We start from the raw sequence: 20,907 nt of genomic DNA, 5'->3' as shown, positions 1-20,907 counted from the left end.
CCCTCCTAGTTTCGACTAGCTTTCGACTCAAGATTAATAAATTTAAACGTTAATAAACCGACCACGATATAAAGACAAGCTGTGACACTTAGCACGCTTAAATTAGCATAGGTAAAAGCTTCGGATGAAGTCACTACTAAATCAGCCACACGGATCATAAATTCTGCTGGGTTAATTAATAAAATATATGAGTCAAAGCCAGTTGTTCTACTCGTCAAATAAATTAATAAAATCGTTAGCAAACTAAACGCCGGAACGATTGATTCTGCTTTAAACGGTAAGGCAATAATCCACGAAAAGAAAAATGCCGCTGGGATATATGTTAAAAACACTAGTAGTAAACCCATCCCAATCAATGTAAGTGGATTTAATTGAAATAAAAGAGCAATGATTGCATTAAACAACACCATCGAAATGATGAGCAATGAAAAGTTAGCTAAACCTTTTCCGAATATAATGGAACTTTTAGAACCAGCAATAAAGCTAAACATTTTAAAAAAGCCGCGATCACGCATTGTGAAAAGTTCTACCGCTGTATTAACAACTGCGGATATTAAAATCATGAAGACCCAAAACAGAGAAAGTTGTAGGTAAGCTTGGTGTTGTTCTGGTGGGTTAGTAAACCAATTACTATGGTTGATCAAAAAGAAGATTAACGGAATGAAAACGACCCAAAATATGGCCATTTTGTTGTAGTAGTTTTCTTTAATAAATATAAGGAAAAATTCATAACTCTTTCGCATACATACCACTCCCCACACAGTGCTTAGGTGGATGTTAGGTCATAGAGGAATTTCTAATTAGCACTTCGTTACTCAAAACTATATTACCACTACTTTTTTACAAATTCTATGCATTCTCCCAAATCCTTGCTACCCTTAACCATAAAAAACCTCCCTGCCATAAATGACAGAGAGGTTTGACCTTTGTATATAAGGTATATTAACGCTTTGAGAACTGTGGTGCACGACGAGCGCCTTTAAGACCGTATTTCTTACGTTCTTTCGTACGAGCGTCACGCGTTAGTAGGCCAGCGCGCTTTAGAGGTGTGCGGTACTCAGGGTCCGCTTCTAATAGTGCGCGTGCAACGCCTAGACGGATTGCACCAGCTTGACCTGTAAATCCACCACCATCAACATTTACGTGAATGTCATAGTTACCAGTGTTCTCAGTAATGTCTAATGGTTGGTTAATTACACGACGTAATGTTTCGTGTGGGAAGTAGTCTTCTGCGTCTACTTTATTTACAACGACTTTACCGTTACCAGGTACTAGTCGTACACGTGCTACAGAGCTTTTGCGACGGCCTGTGCCGTAATATTGTACTTGTGCCACTTAGATTACCCTCCTTAATTATCCACGAAGCTCGTAAACTTCTGGTTTTTGTGCATGATGCTTGTGATCAGCGCCACGGTATACGTGTAGCTTTGTGCCCATCTTACGACCTAATTTATTTTTAGGTAGCATACCTTTTACTGCTTGCTCAAGCATTTTTTCTGGATAATTCGTACGCATTTCTTCTGCTGTACGCTCCTTCAAACCACCTGGGTAGTTTGAGTGACGGTAATACATTTTATCTGTTAACTTTTTACCAGTTAATTCAATCTTTTCTGCATTAATAATGATGACATTGTCACCTGTATCAACGTGTGGTGTGTAGCTCGGCTTATGCTTACCACGAAGTAATGTCGCAACTTCAGTAGCTAGGCGACCAAGAGTTTGGCCTTCTGCGTCCACTACATACCATTTACGTTCAACGTTACTTTCGTTTGCCATAAATGTTTGGCGCATTGCGTTTCCCTCCTAAGAAATCCGTTTCGTATCGTTTTATCTCATCACGAATAGTTTCCGGGGCTATTACGTGGTAATGATAAAATGCCATAGAATATATTATAATATCTATGGCATTGATGTCAAGCTAAATTGCGTTTTTTATTACAAAATCAGTCATTTTTTAAGTATGACTAACTTCTCGCATCATCGCTTTTTGTTGTGCGGCTAAAACGGTGTTCCGAAGTAGCGTCGCAATCGTGACTGGTCCGACACCACCAGGTACTGGCGTAATCGCACTTGCTCGATTATAACACGTTTCGTAGTCACAGTCACCAATATTCCCTTTGTTATATCCGGCATCTAACACAACCGCTCCTTCTTTTAACCATTCACCTTTAACAAACTTAGGTTTTCCGACCGCTGCGACAACTATATCTGCTTGACTTACCATTTGTTCTAAGTTTTCGGTTCTTGAATGGCTAATTGTAACAGTTGCATTACGGTTTAAAAGCATCATGGAAACGGGTTTACCTAAAATAGGACTACGACCGATCACAACAGCATGTTTACCTTCGACATCAATATTATAAAAATCAATCATTTCCATAATCGCTGCTGGAGTACAGCACGGGTAAGCATTCAGTTGAAATGCTGTTGAACCAAAACCATGACTCGTTACACCGTCTACGTCTTTTTCTAGCGCGATGGTATCAAAGGCTTGTCGTTCATCGATATGACTCGGCACCGGGTGTTGTAACAAAATACCGTGTACTGTCTCATCTTCATTTAGTTGCCTAATCGTTTGTAACAATTCTTCAGTCGTCGTTTCTGTCGGTAAAAAGATTCGTTCAGACTCCATTCCAATTTTACTGCAAGCATTCGCCTTCATTTGAACATACGTGTGAGACGATGGGTTATCACCAACTAGAATGGTCACTAACTTAGGAACAATTCCTTCCTTAGTTAATGAATCAATTGTTCCTTTTAACTGTCCTTTAATCGACTTTGACACTTCTCTTCCGTCTAAAAGCAATGGCTCTTTCACGTTATAACCTCCTGAAAGTTTGGGAGAAAATTCTCCTGCCCAGACGACCGACAAAAGTTACATGTAGCTCCCTTATGGTTATTTCCATTTACGTCGTCAGTTACTACATGCGTGATTATTTTTATAACACTTGCAATGCATTATTAGCAATATCTTTACGATAAAACACATCTTTTGAATCTAACTTATCCATCTCTTCATAAACTCGATCTTTCGCTTGAGCGATTGTATTCCCTTTTGCACTTACTAATAGCACTCGACCGCCATTCGTTTGCCAATATTTATCTTCGTATTTCGAACCGGCATGAAAAGTTAATGCTTGAGGGCTCAATTCATCTAACCCTTTAATAGGTTTACCTTTTTCATAAGAACCTGGGTAGCCTTCTGAAGCTAACACAACACCTACTACTGAATCTTGAGACCAATTTAATTCTACTGGTTTTTCATTTAACACATTTTCTATAACTTCTACTAAGTCTGATTGTAAGCGTGGTAGTATGACTTGTGCTTCTGGATCTCCAAAACGCGCGTTAAACTCGATCACCTTTGGCCCATCTATTGTGGCAATTAGGCCTGCGTATAAAATGCCCGTAAATGATCGGTTATGGTCAACTAACGCTTGAGCGGTTGGCTTTAGTATTTCTTGAATTGCCTGTTCATACACAGATTGACTAATTTGTGGTACTGGCGAGTATGCTCCCATACCGCCTGTGTTTGGACCTTGGTCTTGATCAAATGCCCTCTTATGGTCTTGTGAGCTCACCATCGGGTATACGTTAGGACCATTTACAAATGCCATTAATGAAAACTCCTCGCCTTCAAGGAATTCCTCAATAACGACACGACTTCCCGCTTCACCAAACTGTGCATCTTCTAACATTAAATCAACGGCTCGCTCAGCTTCTTCTACACTCATGGCGACGGTAACACCTTTTCCAGCGGCTAACCCATCTGCTTTAATAACTATTGGTGCACCTTGCTGTTGAATATAAGCTTTTGCTGCTTGAGGGTCTTCAAACGTTTTGTGTTTTGCTGTTGGAATGTTGTAATCTTGCATAATCGTTTTTGCAAAGTCTTTACTTCCTTCAATAAACGCCGCTTCTTCTGTCGGGCCGAATACTTTTTGACCTTCTTCTTGAAACTTATTGACGATTCCGTCCATGAGAGGTGCTTCTGGCCCTACAATTGTTAAGTCTATGTGATTTGTTTTTGCAAATTCGATTAACTGCTCATGCTGATGCTCTTCGATCGGTTCAACATGTGCTACATCCGTCATTCCATCATTCCCTGGTGCAACGACTACTTGCTCTACACGCTCACTTTGATTTAATTTCCATGCTAAAACGTGCTCACGACCTCCACGACCAACGACTAACACTTTCATTTTGACACCCCATTTTTACCGCCAAAAATTGTTAATTCGGCGATTTTGAGATTTTTCCGGCGAAATTTTTATTTTTCCGGCGAAAATTAAAATAATCCGGCGAATTCACATCATATTCCGGCGAACGCCGGAAAAATGCTTAATGTTTAAAGTGACGCACTCCGGTAAATACCATCGCAATGCCATACTCGTTACATTTCTTAATTGAATCAGCATCACGCTTTGAGCCACCTGGTTGAATAATCGCTCTGATGCCTGCTTGGTGTGCGGCTTCTACCGTATCATCCATTGGGAAAAACGCATCTGATGCCATGACCGCACCTTTTGCTTTTTCACCTGCTTGCTCAATAGCAATATTAGCAGCTCCAACACGATTCATTTGACCGGCACCAACACCTATTGTCTGCTTTTCAGTAGCAAGTAAAATAGCATTCGACTTCACATGCTTCATCACTTTCCAAGCAAACTTCATATTCGTCCATTCTTCATCAGAAGGCTCGCGATCTGTTACGACGTCATACTGCATTTCACTTTCTACGTATCTGTCTTCATCTTGAATGAGTAAACCACCTGATACAGTGCTTAGCTTCTCTTGAGGTTCTCCTTGATCAACTGGGACTTCTAAAAGTCTAATGTTTTTCTTTTGCGTCAAAATGTTCAAAGCTTCTTCTGTAAAACTTGGTGCGATTACAATCTCTAAAAAAATTTGACTTAAGTCTTGAGCGACAACCTCATCGACTTCTCGATTAAATGCGACGATTCCACCGAAAATCGAAACGGGGTCAGCATTATAAGCACGATCATATGCTTCTTTTAATGTATGACCAATTCCAACACCACACGGATTTGTATGTTTGACAGCAACAGCTGCCGGCTCTTCAAATTCTTTTACGATCGTTAGAGCACTATCAGCATCTTGAATGTTGTTGTAGGAAAGCTCTTTGCCATGTAGTTGCTTAGCGTTAACGAGTGAAGAGTTTTCTGCAAACGGATGTTTATAAAAAGCCGCTGATTGGTGAGGATTTTCACCATAGCGTAACGTTTGCTGACGCTCGTATGTCACCGTCTTTGTTTCAGGGAACTTTTCTTCCGCTTCCTCCGTTAAATAATTAGCGACTAGTGCATCATATTGAGCGGTATGTCTGTAAACTTTCGCGGCTAGTTTACGATTTAATTCTTTTAAAGAACTAGAATCTTTTAAGTGATCAACTACGGTGCCGTAATCCGCTGGGTCGACAACAACTGTAACGTCTTGATGGTTTTTAGCTGCTGCGCGCAACATGGCTGGACCACCGATATCAATGTTTTCAATCGCATCTTCAAACGACACACCTTCTTGCGCAATCGTTTCTTTAAATGGGTATAAGTTTACGACAACAAGGTCAATGGTCTCAATCGCTTGCTCCTTCAACGCGGCCATATGGTGATTGTCATCACGTTTAGCTAATAATCCAGCGTGAACATTTGGGTGTAACGTCTTAACTCGACCATCTAATATTTCCGGGAAATGAGTGATTTCTGAAATACTTATGACGTTTAACCCCGCTTCTTCTAAAGCTTTTTTTGTTCCACCGGTCGAGATGACGTCATAGCCTAATTCTGTTAACTGCTTTGCAAAATTGATTACACCTGTTTTATTAGAAACACTAATTAATGCGCGTTTATTTCCCAACTAGCTCATCCTCTCGTATGATTTTCGTTAATGTTTTCGGATAAAGTTCATGTTCAACTTGCCTAATCTTCTGTTGCAGTGTTTCATATGTATCTCTCTCTCCTACTTTTACAGCCTGTTGAGAAATGATCGGACCTGTGTCGACTCCTTCATCAATGTAATGAACGGTCACACCCGTTTCTGCCACTTCAGCTTCTAACGCTTGAGCAATGGCGTCTTTTCCAGGATATTTAGGCAATAATGAAGGGTGAACGTTTACGATACGACCTTCATAAGGCTTTAAAAGGGTTGGACCGACAATACGCATATAACCAGCTAAAGCAATCCAATCAATACTATGATTTCGAATGACATCCAATACAGCTTGCTCATAAGATGCTTTATCTTCAAAGCTTTTTGGCGAAATACTTTGAGTCGGTATACCTAACCTTTCAGCTCGTTGTAGTGCGTAGGCATCGTCACGGTCTGTCATTAATAAAACGACTTCATATGCTCCTGTTGACTGATTAACAATCGCTTCAAAATTCGATCCACTACCTGAAGCTAATACAGCAAGCTTCTTCATCATTTTGCCTCCCCTGTTAGTAACAGTTCACCAGTTTCATTAATTGAGCCAATGACGTAAGCTTCTTCACCCAATTCTTTAATGCGTAGCAATGCTTCGTCTAGATCACGTCTATTAATAGCAACAACCATCCCAATTCCCATATTAAAAATATTGTACATTTCACGTCGTGCAACATTGCTATGCTCTTCAATAAATGTAAATATATCAGGCTTAGGAAAGGTTGTTAAATCGATCGTTGCTCCTAAATGATCAGGTAACATACGAGGGATATTTTCATCGAAGCCACCACCTGTAATATGAGCGATACCTTTTACATCGACGTGTTCAATTAATGCTAGAATTTGCTTTACGTAGATGCTAGTTGGTGTAAGCAAAACATCCTTTAATGGTGAAGTGAATGGCGGATAAACCGTGTTTAAATCCAAGTCCTGTTCTTCTAACAAAGCTTTTCTTACGAGTGAAAAGCCATTACTATGGATCCCACTCGAAGGAAGTCCTATTAAAATATCACCTGATTTGATTCCTTCACCTGTAATGAGTTTACGCTTTTCAGCCGCTCCAACGACAAACCCAGCTACATCATACTCCTCAGGATCATATAGGCCTGGCATTTCAGCAGTTTCGCCACCAATTAAAGCACAACCAGATTGTTCACAACCATCTGCAATTCCTTTTACAATTTGCTCGATTTTCTCTGGATCTGCTTCACCTAAAGCTAAATAGTCTAGAAAATATAATGGCTCTGCACCTTGTGCGACAATATCATTCACACACATCGCAACAGCATCCACCCCGATTGTATCGTGTTGGTCAGTCATAAAGGCGAGCTTTAATTTCGTTCCTACCCCGTCAGTTCCTGAAACTAATACAGGCTCTTCATAATTCAGTTGTGATAAGTCAAAGAGGCCACCAAAACCACCTAATGCACCGACGACACCTTTTCGCTTCGTTCGCTCAACATGTGACTTCATTCTATCAACTGCTTCATAGCCTGCTTCAATATGAACACCTGCTTGACGGTATGCTTCTGACATTAGTAATTCGCCCCTTGATTAACGACTTCTTTAACTAATTGGTCTTTTTCATGCGGTAACACTGAATTTTCATAAATGTCTGTCGGATAGTTTCCTGTGAAACATGCTAGACAGTGCCCACAATTTGGACTAGAATCATCACGACCAATCGCATCGACCATTTCATCAGTTGGTAAAAAGCTTATTGAATCAGCACCAATCTCTTCTCGAATTTCTTCAATTGAATTATTCGCTGCGATTAATTCAGATGACGTTGACGTATCAATTCCATAAAAACATGGATGTTTAATCGGTGGAGAGCTAATTCTGACATGGACTTCTTTCGCTCCAGCTTCTTTAAGCATTGAAACAATTCTTCTTGATGTCGTACCACGAACAATTGAATCATCGACCATGACGACGCGTTTACCTTCTACAATTTTGCGTACTGGTGATAACTTCATCCTCACACCACGTTCACGCATTTCTTGTGATGGTTGAATAAACGTACGACCGACATAACGGTTTTTTATAAGACCAAGCTCATACGGAATATTAGCCTGCTCTGCATAACCGATTGCTGCAGAAATGCTAGAGTCTGGGACACCTGTTACAACATCCGCTTCAACAGGTGCAATGTCAGCTAATTTCTTTCCAAGTCGTTTTCTCGAACTATGAATGTTTTCACCGTCAACTTGACTATCAGGTCTTGCGAAATAAACGTATTCCATCGTACAGATTGAGCGGTCCTGTTTGTCAGCAAATGTACTTGAATGTAGTCCGTCTTGATCAATAACTAAATACTCACCAGGCTGAATTTCACGAACATATTCTGCACCAACGACATCAAAAGCGCATGTTTCTGATGCAACGACGTAAGAATCACCTACTTTACCTAAAGATAAAGGACGCATCCCTCTAGAATCTAAAGCTGCAATTAACTGATCTTCAAGTAACATAACAATCGCAAATGCACCTTCAAGCTGTTTTAGCGAAGCTTTAATTCGTTCATGACGTGGTTTTTTGCCGCCTTTGCGAATTAAATGAGCAATCACTTCTGTATCTGATGTCGTTTGAAAAATACTTCCCTCATCTTCTAGTTCAGACCTTAGCTTTGTCGCATTCACTAAATTGCCGTTATGGGCAACAGATAATGAACCTGTGTGAGAGTGAAAAAGTAGAGGTTGAATGTTTTCATACGATTTCTCTCCAGCTGTCGAATACCTAACATGACCGATTGCACTACCGCCCGGTAACTGAGCTAAACGATCTTCATCAAACACTTCAGTGACTAACCCATGACCTTTTGACTGTTCTAACGTTTGGCCATCAGAAACGACGATTCCTGCTCCTTCTTGACCACGGTGTTGTAAACTATGCAAGCCGTAATACGTCATGTGAGCCGCTTGAGTATGATTATATACACCGAATATTCCGCACTCTTCGTTTAGCCCTTTGATTTCACCAAGCATGGAATAGCTCCTTTCCAATGGTCTGTTAATGAATCGACGTTTTGATTAATTACGCTTTGCTCATTCCATTTAATATTTAACTTAGCATCTTCTGTCACTGCGCCTACTAAATTACAATCAGAGACAACCTGTTCAAATTGTTCTTGATTCCCTTTAGCAACGGTTACGATAAAACGCGATTGCGTTTCGCTAAATAAATCTAGTAAATGCTCACCTTGAAGTGCGACATTTAAACCATATGAAGTGCCCATTACTTTCTCTGCAAGTGCAACAGCTAAGCCACCTTCTGATACGTCGTGCGCTGATTGCACTAAACCTTGTTGAATAGACTTTAATAATAGTTCTTGGCGCTCTTTTTCAACTTGTAAGTCGATCTTCGGTGTAGCTCCTTCATAATGGCCGAATAGATGCTTTTGAACTTCACTCCCACCGATTTCTAGTGTTGTCTCACCAATGACGTAAACTAAGTCGCCTGCACGCTGAACTTGTTGTTTCGTAATATGGTCAATATCGTGAATTAAACCGACCATACCAACAACAGGTGTAGGGTAAACACTTGTGCCGTTTGTTTCGTTGTAAAGTGATACGTTTCCACTAATGACTGGCGTGCTTAACTGACTTGCTGCTTCTGCCATTCCGTCAGTCGCTTTTTCCATCATCCAGAAATTTTCTTCTTTTTCTGGGTTTCCGAAATTCAAGCAGTCGGTTAAAGCTAATGGCTCTGCACCTGAACAAATGATATTACGAGCCGCTTCAGCAACTGCAATTTCACCACCTGTTTTCGGGTCCAAGTGTAAATAACGGGAGTTACAATCTGTTGTCATCGCTAACGCTTTATTCGTTCCTTTAATTCGAATGACAGCCGAATCTGACCCAGGTGCGAGCACCGTATTCGTTTGTACCATGTAATCGTATTGGTCATACACCCACTCTTTATTTGCAATCGTAGGTGCTTTCAATAGGTTAATTAATAACTCATTTGCATCCTTCACTTCTGGAAGTTCTAGATTCATAGATTGATTACGTTTAAAAGCCTCAGGTTCTTTTGAAGGTAAATGATAGACTGGTGCTTCTTCAGCTAGTGCATCGACTGGCATATTACCAACAACTTCATTTTGGAACGTTAAACGAAGTCTCTTATCATCCGTAACTTTTCCAACTTCAACAGCTTCAATACCATACTTCGATACGATATCTTTAATCTCTTGCTCACGGCCTTTCTCAATAACGACAAGCATACGCTCTTGTGATTCAGATAACATCATTTCATATGGCGTCATGTCTTGCTCACGTTGTGGAACTAAGTCTAAATTCATTTCAATTCCAGTACCTGCTTTACTAGCCATTTCACTTGCTGATGACGTCAAGCCAGCAGCACCCATGTCTTGGATCCCGACTAATGCATCAGACTCGACTAAATCTAAACAAGCTTCGATTAATAGCTTCTCCATAAATGGATCGCCAACTTGAACAGCTGGGCGGTCTTCTTGTGAATCATCTGTTAATTCTTCAGAGGCAAAAGTCGCACCATGAATACCATCACGCCCTGTTTTTGAACCGATATACATCACCGTATTGCCGATCCCTTTTGCCTGACCGACTTGTAAACGATCATGATCAATTAATCCAACACACATCGCATTAACGAGTGGATTCCCTTTATAACAATCATCAAACTGGATTTCACCACCAACTGTTGGAACACCGACACAATTCCCATAGCCAGCAATACCAGCCACAACTTCTTCAAACAAATACTTCGTACGAGGCTGATCAAGTTCACCGAAACGAAGTGAGTTTAATAAAGCTACTGGACGCGCTCCCATCGAAAAGACGTCACGGATAATCCCACCAACACCTGTTGCGGCACCTTGATATGGCTCAATCGCAGACGGGTGATTATGACTTTCGATTTTAAAAACAGCCGCTTGCCCGTCGCCAATATCAACAACACCTGCACCTTCGCCAGGACCTTGTAAAACGTGGCGACCTGTAGTTGGGAATTTCTTTAACAGTGGGCGAGACTTTTTATAACTACAATGCTCACTCCACATAACCGAGAAAATACCTGTTTCTGTATAATTCGGCAAACGTCCTAAAATACGTTCAACGAGCTTAAACTCTTCATCTGTTAACCCCATCTCACGATAAAGCTTCTTTTCCTTAACCTCTTCTGTATTTGGCTCAAGAAGTAATGGCATGGTGTTCCCTCCAATTCGCTAACATTGACTGAAATAATTTCAAACCATCAGCACTACCTAGTAACTCATCAACTGCTCTTTCTGGATGTGGCATCATCCCTAACACGTTACCTCGTTCATTAACAATTCCAGCAATATCACTTACTGATCCGTTCGGGTTGTTCACATATCTAAAAACAATTTGATTGTTCTGTTCAAGGTCTTTTAATGTCTCTTCATCACACTCGTAATTACCTTCAGCATGAGCGATTGGTACATTGATTTTTTCATGTAGACCATAGTTTGTTGTAAAGATAGATTTGTTGTTTTCAACCGTTAACTCAACAGGACGGCAAATAAACTTAAGCGCCTCATTCCGCTTCATAGCCCCTGGTAGTAACCCTGCCTCTAGCAAGACTTGAAACCCGTTGCAAATCCCTAATACAGGCTTTCCAGACTCCGCAAATTGTTTGACCGACTCCATTACATTAGAAAAACTTGCGATTGCACCTGAACGTAAGTAATCACCATATGAAAATCCACCTGGCAATAGGATTGCATCATAGTTTTCTAGATTAGTTTCTGTATGAAAGACGTAATCAACTTCTTCTCCTAACCCTGTTTCAATGGCATGAAACAGATCCATATCGCAGTTAGAACCTGGAAACACTATGACAGCAAACTTCATGGCGTAATAACCTCCTCTGTTTCATAACGGTAATCTTCAATAACTGGGTTAGATAAAAGTTGCTCACACATGTGTGTTACTTGTTCATCAACTGATTGACCTTTTTCTGGTTCAAGGTGAAACTCCATATACTTACCAACACGCATACCTTCTACATTGTTAACGTCCATCGCTTCTAGCGCCTGTTCAATCGCTTTACCTTGAGGGTCAAGTACTCCTGCTTTCAACGTTACGTATACTTTTACTTTAATCACCATTCAGCACCCCTTATTTTAGTCAGTTACAATCGCGCCTTTTAAGCGCTTTAAGATCGTTTCATAAGCTTGATCAATTTGCCCGATTCCTTCTCGAAAAACATCTTTATCTAGCTTTTCGTTCGTATGAACGTCCCATAGTCGACACGTATCTGGAGATATTTCGTCTGATAAAATTAACTTGCCTTCTTCGTCAAACCCAAACTCTAGTTTAAAATCTACTAGTTTGACGTCACACACTTTAAAGTGGTCTGTTAAATAACCATTCACTTTTAGTGCCATTTCTTTCATTTCATTTAGTTGATTCATAGATACTAAGTCTAAAAGTTGAATATGATCTTCATTAATTAAAGGGTCACCCAAATCATCATCTTTGTAGTAATACTCGACGATTGTAGTGTTTAATGGCACCCCTTCTTCTAAGCCAAGCCTTCTTGATAGACTACCTGCTGCAACATTGCGAACGACTACTTCAATTGGAATGATCGATGTCTTTTTAACGAGCTGTTCTGTTTCAGAAAGGCGTTTAACAAAATGATTTGCAATACCTGCTGTTGAAAGTTGGTGAAATAAAATGGATGATATTTCGTTGTTTAACCGCCCTTTGCCTTTTGCTCGTTCTTTCTTTTCCCCATTAAATGCCGTCAAAGCATCTTTATATTGAACCCAAAGAATGTTGGGATCATTTGTCTCAAATAGTTGTTTTGCTTTCCCTTCATACAACAATGCTCGCTTTTCCAAAGAGATGCCTCCTTTTTCCTACTCGGTTACTTAAGTCCTAAACGCTCAAAAATCATATCAACATTTTTTAAATGATACGTTGGATCAAAACATGCTTCTAAGTCTTCTTCGTTAATTGAGCTTGTAATTTCGTCCGTTGAGCGAATAAGGTCTGGGAACGAAACGCCTTCTTCCCATGCTTGCATTGCTAACGGCTGCACGAGATCGTAAGCACGCTCACGCGAGAAACCTTGATCAATTAACGTAAGTAAAACACGTTGAGAGTAGATTAAGCCGTATGTACGGTCCATATTAGCTTTCATGTTGTCCTCAAACACGGTTAATTTCTCAACGATACTTGAAAAACGACTAAGCATATAATCTAACGCAATCGTAGCGTCTGGAATAATGACACGTTCAGCCGATGAATGTGAAATATCACGTTCATGCCATAATGCGACGTTTTCGTAAGCGGTCGTCATATAGCCTCGAATTACACGTGCCATCCCGGTCATATTTTCAGAACCAATTGGATTACGTTTATGAGGCATAGCAGATGAACCTTTTTGACCTTTTGCGAAAAACTCTTCAACTTCACGCGTTTCACTCTTTTGTAGACCACGAATTTCAACTGCCATTTTCTCAATAGAAGATGCGATTAACGCTAACGTTGACATGTAATCAGCGTGACGGTCTCTTTGAAGCGTTTGTGTCGAGATTGGTGATGGTGTTAAACCAAGATTTTCACAAACATATTTTTCAACGAAGGGGTCGATATTGGCATATGTACCAACAGCACCTGATAATTTTCCTACTTCAATTCCTTTAGCCGCTGCATCAAAACGCTCAATGTTGCGCTTCATCTCTTCATACCATAACGCAAGCTTCAGTCCGAATGTTGTCGGCTCAGCATGAACACCGTGGGTACGCCCCATCATAATCGTATATTTATGCTCTTCAGCTTTTGCTTTAATGACTGATAAAAAACGTTCTAAGTCTTGACGAATAATATCGTTTGACTGTTTAATTAAATACGATAAAGCTGTATCAACGACATCTGTTGACGTTAAGCCGTAATGGACCCACTTCTTCTCCTCACCTAAAGTTTCTGATACAGCGCGCGTAAATGCGACGACGTCATGGCGTGTTTCTTGTTCGATCTCATGAATCCGATTCACATCAAAAGACGCCTTCTCACGGATCTTCTGAACATCCTCTTTCGGAATGTCACCTAACTCAGCCCAAGCTTCACAAGCTAGAATTTCAACTTCTAACCATGCTTGAAACCTGTTTTCTTCTGTCCAAATATTGCCCATTTCTTCACGTGTATAACGCTCGATCATGTTGTTCCCTCCAAATGTTTAATTGTTTGATCTGTTTTAACATATCATTAACATCGTTTCCGACAAAGTTTATATGACCCATTTTTCGATTTTGTTTAGCTTCAGCTTTTCCATACAAGTGAAGTTTAGCCTGTGGCAATTTTATAACCTGTTGATTGACTTCCTCTAAATGTTGACCTAATACATTAGTCATGACGACAGGACTCATTAGCTTTCCATTACCTAACGCCCAACCACAAATCGCTCTTACATGTTGTTCGAACTGTGATGTGATACAAGCATCCATCGTATAATGTCCTGAATTGTGTGGCCTTGGAGCTACTTCGTTAACATAGATCGTGTCATCTTCACCTAAAAATAATTCAACACCTAAAGCACCAATAACACCAAGCGTTTCAGCGACAGCAATAGCGACTTTTTTTGCTTGGCTTTCAACTTGCTCAGACACTCGCGCTGGCACAATGGATTGATGCAAAATATGATTCACGTGAATGTTTTCTGAAACTGGATAAGTCATAACTTCACCTGTAGTACTTCTAACGACCATCACTGATAATTCTTGGTTAAAATTAATTTTTTCTTCTAATATACACGGACCTTGTTCTAATAACTGGCTTGCTTCATTTAGATTGTCATTAGTTTCGATCACGACTTGACCTTTACCGTCATAACCGAACCGCCTCGTCTTAAGAATGGAAGGAAGGCCAATTTCGTTGACAGCTTCTAGTAAATCACTATTATTATCGACTAGTTTATAAGACGCCACTTTTGCTCCGCTTTTTTCTATCGCTTCTTTTTCAAAAGCACGATCTTGTGTCGTTTGAATTAATTGACTTCCTTGTGGTAAGTACGCTTCTTGCTCTAAATATTCCAACACTTTCACGTCGACATTTTCGAACTCGTATGTAATGACATCAGCAACATCTCTTAACTGTTTAGCCGCTTCTAAACTTGAATATGGAGCAATTATTTGTTCATCTGCTACTTGCGCAGTCGGTGAGTTAGGCGTAGGGTCTAAAACGGCGGTTTTAAAGCCCATTGCTTTTGCTGATAAAGCCATCATTTGTCCAAGTTGTCCTCCACCAATAATTCCTATAGTTGACCCTGGCCTGATTATACGTTCCATGACTGAAGCTCCTCATTACTAGATTCCACTTTATCTTTCATTGTTTCACGATACTTTTTAAGTTTTTCATAAATTGATGAGTCAAATGCTGCTAACTGCTGAGTGGCTAATAAGCCTGCGTTCTTTGCTCCAGCTTTACCGATCGCCACAGTTGCAACTGGCACACCTGCTGGCATTTGTACAATCGATAACAATGAATCCAAACCGTTTAAAGCTTTCGATTGAACAGGTACGCCGATTACCGGTAATACCGTTTTAGCAGCAACCATGCCTGGTAAGTGAGCGGCACCACCTGCACCTGCTATAATCACTTTTAACCCTCGTTCGTAAGCTTGCTCTGCATATGTAAACATTTTTTCAGGCGTACGATGAGCAGATACAACTTCTTTTTCATACGGAATCTCTAATTCTTCTAACACTTCACACGTATACTTCATCGTTTCCCAATCTGACGTACTTCCCATAATGACACCGACAACTGTTTCCACTTAAGTCATCCTCTCCTTGAGAAAAAATAAAAGCAGACTACTCTCCCGTATGAGGAAAGCAATCTGCATAAACGTTCAAAAACTATATACTACACCCTTGTAGCCAGATTACTCCCCATAGTCCAGTCGTTTACGGCAACCGGGTAGAGACTTTTGGGCCATATTCCCAATATTATATGAGGGTATGTAGTTGTTAAATTTCGTATTTACATATATTATAACATGGTTCATGTAACAATCAATGGCATTTTCATTAAAAACCGAAAAAAATATCTGTTTTAAAACTTAATGTTCGGTTTTTAGTAGATAACTTTCCATAAACATAACCCGTGACTAGGTGCTGTTAAACCGAGCACTTGGCGATTTAACGTTTCTAACGCTTGTGTAATACAGGTTTCATCTTTTTTCCCTAACCCAATCTCAACTAACGTGCCAACGATAATACGCACCATGTGAGTTAAAAAACCGTTCCCTCGCACTTCAAATATAATGCGTCCATCTCCCTCTTCCCATATATCAATCGACTTAATTGTCCGCTTCTTATCACCTTTTACGTTTGATTTAGAAGCAGAAAAAGCTGTAAAGTCATGTGTTCCTTCTATTAACTTTGCCGCTGATCTCATTCTCTCCATGCTAAGCGGCTTAATTACATGCCATTCATACAACCTTTTAAACACATCATATTCTCGTTGATTAATGATTTGGTAGCGATAGACTTTCTCTTTTGCACTTTTTCGAGCATCAAAGGATTCATCTACTTTTTCGACATGCATAATTTTTACATCTTTTGGGAGCAAAGTTTGTAACGCATTACGCCATGACGAACAGTCCAAAGTCATCGGTGAGTTAAAATGAAGGACTTGGTCATTAGCATGAACACCAGAGTCCGTGCGACCAGATGTATACACTTTCATTTCTTGTCGGTGCATCTTCGATAACGCTCGTTCAACAACTAGTTGAACTGTGCGTTGATTATGTTGTACTTGATACCCTGCAAAATTCGTTCCATCATAGGCTATATGAAGCTTTATTCGTTCCATGATTCTACTCCTTACACTCTAATCATATAAAAGCTTACAAGAAATACAATTAAACTTATAATGACAATATAATCAATTTTACTAAATGATAATTGGCGTAGTTTCGTCCGCCCTTCTTCCCCTTGATAACCCCGTGCTTCCATTGCTAAAGCTAAGTCTTCCGCTCGTTTAAATGAGCTGATGAGTAATGGGATGAGTAAAGGCAACAACGCTTTAAAACGATCTTTAAGTTTACCTTTAGTATAATCTAATCCCCGAGCTGCTTGCGCTTTTGAAATTTTGTCCATTTCTTGCATAAAGGTTGGTATGAACCTTAGCGAGATCGACATCATTAAGGCTATTTCATGAACAGGAAAGCGTACCTTCTTTAACGGTTTTAACAGCGCCTCTACTGCATCTGTAACAGCAATAGGTGTTGTTGATAACGTTAATAGCGTAGCTAATATGATTAATAAAAAGAATCGCGTAGCAATGCTAGCACCTTGAAATACACCTTGTTCATAAACGTTTATTCCTAAAAAGCTAACTATAACGTTTCCTCCACTATTAATAAATAAGTGAAACATAAAGGTTATAATGATAATCCACCAAACTGGCTTCAATCCTTTAAAAATATAAGCCACAGGTATACGAGATAGCGCCACACTTGCAAAGACAAAAAAGTATAAAGACACATAACTCCAAATGTTGTTTGCCATAAAAACAGCAATCACAAAAATAAAAATAATGATTAACTTAAGCCTTGGGTCGATTTTATGGACGACTGATTCTCCTGGCACATATTGACCAATAATTAATGATTGATTCAAGACGTCGCACCACCCTTTAAATGCTTAACTAACGTGCGACTAATCGTTTGTTCATTTATATCCTCTTCTTCCCACAACACTCCAAGACGAGCTTTCATATACTCAACAAACTCTACAGGCTCAGGTACATCAAGCCCTATTGCCTTTAAACGATCACGCTCATGTATCAATTCACTTGGACTTTTGACACATTCTACTGTCCCTTGATTTAAAACGATGACCTTCTCAGCGTACCTCATCGCATCATCCATATTATGTGTTACTAAAACAACGGTATGTTGCTTATTTTCATGTAACGACTTAAATAGCTGCATCATCTTTTTTTGACCTAGTGGGTCTAACCCTGCCGTTGGTTCATCTAACACTAGCACTTGAGGTTTCGCTAATAACATACTAGCTAGCGCAACTCGCTTCATTTGGCCACCACTTAATTCAAAAGGGGACCGATCAAGAACTGACTCTTCTAGCCCTACTTCTTGTAGTGAATCATTTAATTCTGTTTCAACTTGTTTTAGATCAAAGCCAAAGTTTTTAGGGCCAAATAGCAGCTCTTTTTTTACTGTTTCTTCAAACAATTGATGTTCTGGATATTGAAATAAAAGACCTACTCTTTGTCTAATACTTTTTATTTGTTCATGATGTGCACCTGGTAATTCAACATTACCCAAAACTAAACGACCACTTGTTGGCTGTAATAACGCATTTAAATGTTGCAACAAAGTCGACTTGCCTGAGCCAGTATGACCGACGACCGCAACGAATGAACCTGATTTTATTTCTAAGGAAATGTCTTTCAACGCTTGGTGACTAAATGGTGTATTCGGTTGATATGTATAATTTACGTTTTCAAATATAATGTCCATAGTTCGTCCACCAGTTCCTTAAAATGTATTGGCTCTTCTTTAATATGAAAAGATTCTCGTTTTAACGACTGATACACTTTCGTGACCAACGTTGGCTCTAAGCCGACTTCTTTCAACTTTTCACCGTATTGAAAGAGGTTACGTGGTGTGCCTTGTAACCAGACTCTCCCTTTATGTAGCGTAATAACGTGATCAGAATAAGCCGCTTCATTTAAATCGTGTGTAATCATAATAACCGTCAACTTATAGTGTTTATGTAAGTATTGCATCGTTTCGATTATCTCTTTTTTACCTACTGGGTCTAACATAGATGTAGCTTCATCAAACACGATAATCTTTGGTTTCATAGCTAACACACTAGCAATCGCAACTCTCTGCTTTTGCCCACCGGATAGCCGGGTTGGTTCATGGTTTTTATAATCAAGCATACCGACTTGTTTTAGGCTTTCATCAATTCTGTCGATCATTTCTTCACGAGGAACGCCGATATTCTCTAATCCAAATGCTACATCATCTAAAACAGTAGTGCCGACAAACTGGTTTTCTGGATTTTGAAAAACCATTCCTACATGTCTACGAACTTGGTAAACTGTTTCATCAGTTATTTCGGTATCATCGATTAATACTCGACCTTCTATTGGACGTAACAAGCCGTTAATTAACTTTGCTGCTGTCGACTTACCTGAACCGTTCTGTCCGAGAATGGATACCCATTCACCTTCGCTAACAGTTAGATTAATGTCATTCAGTACATAGGGTGTATTTGGTTTATATTGAAAAGACACTTGATCGAACTGAATCAATAACAGCACCCCTCTAATAACTTTTTATCAATTGTATCATATAATTATAATTGTTGAACTAGAGTGAAATAGTAGTCTTTAATCATAAAAAAAGGGCCCAGCTCCCATTTTTACATGGAATCTGAACACCCCTCTTTCTTCAATCATTCAATTAGTCAACTAATTCAATAATCACTGTTCTTGCTCCGTCACCTTTACGCTCACCTAGTTTAAGAATACGAGTGTATCCACCTTGGCGGTCTTCAAAACGTGGAGCAATGTCAGAGAATAGCTTTTGTAATGCGTTAGTACCTTCTTCGTCAGTTTCTACTTTACGTAGATATGACTCTGCCTGTCTACGAGCATGAAGGTCGCCACGCTTACCTAATGTAATCATTTTTTCAACAACTGGCTTTAGCTCTTTAGCTTTAGTTTCTGTCGTTTCAATACGTTCATGAACGATTAAATCAGTAGCTAAATTACGTAGAAGAGCTAAACGTTGATCAGTCGTACGACCTAATTTCGCTTTTGCCATCCTTTAAACCTCCTTTGTTTAGGAATTCACTGATGCTTATACTAATCTTCTTTACGTAAGCCTAAGTTCAGGGCATCAAGTTTGTTTTTAACTTCGTCTAAGGATTTACGTCCTAAGTTACGTACTTTCATCATGTCTTCTTCGGATTTTTGTGTTAGTTCTTGTACCGTATTAATACCTGCACGTTTTAAGCAATTGTAAGAACGAACTGATAAGTCTAGTTCTTCAATTGTCATTTCTAACACTTTTTCTTTTTGGTCTTCTTCTTTCTCAACCATAATCTCCGCATTTTGCGCTTCATCAGTTAAGCCAACAAATACATTTAAGTGTTCAGTAAACACTTTAGCACCTAGAGAAATAGCTTCCTCTGGGCGAATGCTTCCATCAGTCCATACGTCTAATGTCAGCTTATCGAAATTTGCAACTTGACCTACACGCGTGTTTTCGACTTGGTACGTTACACGTTCAACTGGTGTGAAGATTGAATCAACTGGAATGACACCGATCGGTTGCTCATCTCTTTTATTTTCTTCAGCTGGGCGATAACCTCTACCCTTCGCTGCGAAAATTCTCATGTTAAGCTTACCGTTACCAGTGATTGTAGCAATCTTTAATTCAGGGTTAAGCACTTCAACATCACTGTCATGTTTAATGTCTGCTGCCGTTACTTCCCCTTCTCCCTGAACATCAATTTCTAGCGTTTTTTCATCATCTGAGTAAATCTTTAAAGCTAACTTTTTAAGATTTAAGATAATCGTTGTTACATCTTCTACAACATAATCTAATGTTGTAAATTCATGTAACGCGCCTTCAATTTGAACAGACGTTACTGCCGCTCCTGGAAGTGAGGATAGCAAGATACGACGCAAGGAGTTACCCATTGTTGTACCATACCCACGCTCCAATGGTTCAATAACAAATTTACCGAACTTAGCATTCTCGCTAACTTCAATCGTTTCAACTTTCGGTTTTTCAATTTCAATCATTCACAAAACCCTCCTTCAAAACGTCGAAACAACGATGATCGTTTTCATCGATATTCCAAAAAACGGGTAGGTTCCACGCAGGAAAACGCGGAACTAAACCCCATATAACCGTGCAAAGCTTTTTAAAGCCATCATATCCCATTATAGACGGGTTGACAAATTATAT

22 protein-coding genes and 2 riboswitches are annotated in these 20,907 nt (G+C 39.7%); all 22 genes read right to left on the bottom strand.

Annotated elements, in window-relative coordinates:
* Positions 1–5 precede the first annotated feature (5 nt).
* A complete protein-coding gene (locus AHA02nite_RS13575) occupies positions 6–743 on the bottom strand; it encodes a hypothetical protein (RefSeq protein WP_146818215.1) in 738 nt (245 codons plus the stop codon).
* 199 nt (positions 744–942) lie between these two features.
* A complete protein-coding gene (rpsI, locus tag AHA02nite_RS13570) occupies positions 943–1,335 on the bottom strand; it encodes a 30S ribosomal protein S9 (RefSeq protein ID WP_146818213.1) in 393 nt (130 codons plus the stop codon).
* Between the two features lie 18 nt (positions 1,336–1,353).
* On the bottom strand, positions 1,354–1,791 hold the full coding sequence (rplM, locus tag AHA02nite_RS13565) for a 50S ribosomal protein L13 (protein WP_146818211.1): 438 nt from the start codon (positions 1,789–1,791) through the stop codon (positions 1,354–1,356).
* A 163-nt stretch (positions 1,792–1,954) separates the two neighbouring features.
* Complete coding sequence (locus tag AHA02nite_RS13560; protein ID WP_146818209.1) at positions 1,955–2,818, bottom strand: bifunctional 5,10-methylenetetrahydrofolate dehydrogenase/5,10-methenyltetrahydrofolate cyclohydrolase; 864 nt, start codon at positions 2,816–2,818, stop codon at positions 1,955–1,957.
* 30 nt (positions 2,819–2,848) lie between these two features.
* Positions 2,849–2,932, bottom strand: a riboswitch (ZMP/ZTP riboswitch).
* A gap of 7 nt (positions 2,933–2,939) precedes the next feature.
* The gene (gene purD, locus AHA02nite_RS13555; RefSeq protein WP_146818207.1) at positions 2,940–4,202 is read right to left on the bottom strand and encodes a phosphoribosylamine--glycine ligase; all 1,263 of its coding nucleotides are present in this window, start codon (positions 4,200–4,202) and stop codon (positions 2,940–2,942) included.
* Between the two features lie 139 nt (positions 4,203–4,341).
* Entirely contained in the window at positions 4,342–5,874 is a 1,533-nt protein-coding gene (purH, locus tag AHA02nite_RS13550) for a bifunctional phosphoribosylaminoimidazolecarboxamide formyltransferase/IMP cyclohydrolase (RefSeq protein ID WP_146818205.1), read from the bottom strand.
* Positions 5,864–6,439, bottom strand: coding sequence for a phosphoribosylglycinamide formyltransferase (gene purN / locus AHA02nite_RS13545; RefSeq protein ID WP_146818203.1), 576 nt, complete (start codon positions 6,437–6,439; stop codon positions 5,864–5,866). Before purN ends, purH begins: the two co-directional genes overlap by 11 nt.
* Complete coding sequence (gene purM / locus AHA02nite_RS13540; RefSeq protein ID WP_146818201.1) at positions 6,439–7,476, bottom strand: phosphoribosylformylglycinamidine cyclo-ligase; 1,038 nt, start codon at positions 7,474–7,476, stop codon at positions 6,439–6,441. Before purM ends, purN begins: the two co-directional genes overlap by 1 nt.
* A complete protein-coding gene (purF, locus tag AHA02nite_RS13535) occupies positions 7,476–8,927 on the bottom strand; it encodes an amidophosphoribosyltransferase (RefSeq protein ID WP_146818199.1) in 1,452 nt (483 codons plus the stop codon). The genes purM and purF overlap by 1 nt, the downstream gene beginning before the upstream one ends.
* On the bottom strand, positions 8,903–11,128 hold the full coding sequence (gene purL / locus AHA02nite_RS13530) for a phosphoribosylformylglycinamidine synthase subunit PurL (protein WP_146818197.1): 2,226 nt from the start codon (positions 11,126–11,128) through the stop codon (positions 8,903–8,905). Before purL ends, purF begins: the two co-directional genes overlap by 25 nt.
* Positions 11,112–11,795 (bottom strand): phosphoribosylformylglycinamidine synthase subunit PurQ, encoded by a 684-nt coding sequence (gene purQ, locus AHA02nite_RS13525; protein WP_146818195.1) that lies wholly within the window; start codon positions 11,793–11,795, stop codon positions 11,112–11,114. Before purQ ends, purL begins: the two co-directional genes overlap by 17 nt.
* Entirely contained in the window at positions 11,792–12,052 is a 261-nt protein-coding gene (gene purS / locus AHA02nite_RS13520) for a phosphoribosylformylglycinamidine synthase subunit PurS (protein WP_146818193.1), read from the bottom strand. Before purS ends, purQ begins: the two co-directional genes overlap by 4 nt.
* A 15-nt stretch (positions 12,053–12,067) precedes the next feature.
* Positions 12,068–12,790: a phosphoribosylaminoimidazolesuccinocarboxamide synthase gene (gene purC / locus AHA02nite_RS13515; protein ID WP_146818191.1), complete on the bottom strand. Its 723-nt coding sequence runs from the start codon at positions 12,788–12,790 to the stop codon at positions 12,068–12,070.
* Positions 12,791–12,816: 26 nt separating this feature from the next.
* Positions 12,817–14,112 (bottom strand): adenylosuccinate lyase, encoded by a 1,296-nt coding sequence (gene purB / locus AHA02nite_RS13510; protein ID WP_146818189.1) that lies wholly within the window; start codon positions 14,110–14,112, stop codon positions 12,817–12,819.
* The gene (gene purK, locus AHA02nite_RS13505) at positions 14,090–15,238 is read right to left on the bottom strand and encodes a 5-(carboxyamino)imidazole ribonucleotide synthase (protein ID WP_146818187.1); all 1,149 of its coding nucleotides are present in this window, start codon (positions 15,236–15,238) and stop codon (positions 14,090–14,092) included. The genes purB and purK overlap by 23 nt, the downstream gene beginning before the upstream one ends.
* On the bottom strand, positions 15,226–15,726 hold the full coding sequence (gene purE / locus AHA02nite_RS13500) for a 5-(carboxyamino)imidazole ribonucleotide mutase (protein WP_146818185.1): 501 nt from the start codon (positions 15,724–15,726) through the stop codon (positions 15,226–15,228). Before purE ends, purK begins: the two co-directional genes overlap by 13 nt.
* A 98-nt stretch (positions 15,727–15,824) precedes the next feature.
* A riboswitch (purine riboswitch) is annotated at positions 15,825–15,926 on the bottom strand.
* 99 nt (positions 15,927–16,025) lie between these two features.
* Positions 16,026–16,766 carry a tRNA pseudouridine(38-40) synthase TruA gene (gene truA / locus AHA02nite_RS13495; protein ID WP_146818183.1) on the bottom strand — a complete coding sequence of 247 codons (741 nt, stop codon included), beginning with the start codon at positions 16,764–16,766 and terminating at the stop codon, positions 16,026–16,028.
* A gap of 11 nt (positions 16,767–16,777) precedes the next feature.
* Positions 16,778–17,575 (bottom strand): energy-coupling factor transporter transmembrane component T family protein, encoded by a 798-nt coding sequence (locus tag AHA02nite_RS13490; protein WP_146818181.1) that lies wholly within the window; start codon positions 17,573–17,575, stop codon positions 16,778–16,780.
* On the bottom strand, positions 17,572–18,438 hold the full coding sequence (locus AHA02nite_RS13485; protein WP_146818179.1) for an energy-coupling factor transporter ATPase: 867 nt from the start codon (positions 18,436–18,438) through the stop codon (positions 17,572–17,574). The genes AHA02nite_RS13490 and AHA02nite_RS13485 overlap by 4 nt, the downstream gene beginning before the upstream one ends.
* A complete protein-coding gene (locus tag AHA02nite_RS13480) occupies positions 18,414–19,250 on the bottom strand; it encodes an energy-coupling factor transporter ATPase (protein ID WP_307724931.1) in 837 nt (278 codons plus the stop codon). The genes AHA02nite_RS13485 and AHA02nite_RS13480 overlap by 25 nt, the downstream gene beginning before the upstream one ends.
* Before the next feature lie 142 nt (positions 19,251–19,392).
* Positions 19,393–19,755 carry a 50S ribosomal protein L17 gene (rplQ, locus tag AHA02nite_RS13475; RefSeq protein ID WP_146818175.1) on the bottom strand — a complete coding sequence of 121 codons (363 nt, stop codon included), beginning with the start codon at positions 19,753–19,755 and terminating at the stop codon, positions 19,393–19,395.
* Positions 19,756–19,796: 41 nt separating this feature from the next.
* Positions 19,797–20,741, bottom strand: coding sequence for a DNA-directed RNA polymerase subunit alpha (locus tag AHA02nite_RS13470; RefSeq protein WP_017185215.1), 945 nt, complete (start codon positions 20,739–20,741; stop codon positions 19,797–19,799).
* Between the last annotated feature and the right edge of the window lie 166 nt (positions 20,742–20,907).

This window comes from Alkalibacillus haloalkaliphilus (assembly GCF_007991275.1).
GTDB lineage: Bacteria > Bacillota > Bacilli > Bacillales > Alkalibacillaceae > Alkalibacillus > Alkalibacillus haloalkaliphilus.
The sequence above is the reverse complement of the archived record's forward strand: the minus strand, read 5'-3'. Positions and strand labels throughout refer to the sequence as shown.

What these genes read in the sequence shown, in the direction of transcription:
- AHA02nite_RS13575 (WP_146818215.1), bottom strand. Translation starts at nt 743, where the DNA reads ATGCGAAAGAGTTATGAATTTTTCCTTATATTTATTAAAGAAAACTAC.
- rplM (WP_146818211.1), bottom strand. Translation starts at nt 1,791, where the DNA reads ATGCGCCAAACATTTATGGCAAACGAAAGTAACGTTGAACGTAAATGG.
- purD (WP_146818207.1), bottom strand. Translation starts at nt 4,202, where the DNA reads ATGAAAGTGTTAGTCGTTGGTCGTGGAGGTCGTGAGCACGTTTTAGCA.
- purN (WP_146818203.1), bottom strand. Translation starts at nt 6,439, where the DNA reads ATGAAGAAGCTTGCTGTATTAGCTTCAGGTAGTGGATCGAATTTTGAA.
- purM (WP_146818201.1), bottom strand. Translation starts at nt 7,476, where the DNA reads ATGTCAGAAGCATACCGTCAAGCAGGTGTTCATATTGAAGCAGGCTAT.
- purF (WP_146818199.1), bottom strand. Translation starts at nt 8,927, where the DNA reads ATGCTTGGTGAAATCAAAGGGCTAAACGAAGAGTGCGGAATATTCGGT.
- purL (WP_146818197.1), bottom strand. Translation starts at nt 11,128, where the DNA reads ATGCCATTACTTCTTGAGCCAAATACAGAAGAGGTTAAGGAAAAGAAG.
- purQ (WP_146818195.1), bottom strand. Translation starts at nt 11,795, where the DNA reads ATGAAGTTTGCTGTCATAGTGTTTCCAGGTTCTAACTGCGATATGGAT.
- purS (WP_146818193.1), bottom strand. Translation starts at nt 12,052, where the DNA reads ATGGTGATTAAAGTAAAAGTATACGTAACGTTGAAAGCAGGAGTACTT.
- purB (WP_146818189.1), bottom strand. Translation starts at nt 14,112, where the DNA reads ATGATCGAGCGTTATACACGTGAAGAAATGGGCAATATTTGGACAGAA.
- purK (WP_146818187.1), bottom strand. Translation starts at nt 15,238, where the DNA reads ATGGAACGTATAATCAGGCCAGGGTCAACTATAGGAATTATTGGTGGA.
- truA (WP_146818183.1), bottom strand. Translation starts at nt 16,766, where the DNA reads ATGGAACGAATAAAGCTTCATATAGCCTATGATGGAACGAATTTTGCA.
- AHA02nite_RS13485 (WP_146818179.1), bottom strand. Translation starts at nt 18,438, where the DNA reads ATGGACATTATATTTGAAAACGTAAATTATACATATCAACCGAATACA.
- rplQ (WP_146818175.1), bottom strand. Translation starts at nt 19,755, where the DNA reads ATGGCAAAAGCGAAATTAGGTCGTACGACTGATCAACGTTTAGCTCTT.
- AHA02nite_RS13470 (WP_017185215.1), bottom strand. Translation starts at nt 20,741, where the DNA reads ATGATTGAAATTGAAAAACCGAAAGTTGAAACGATTGAAGTTAGCGAG.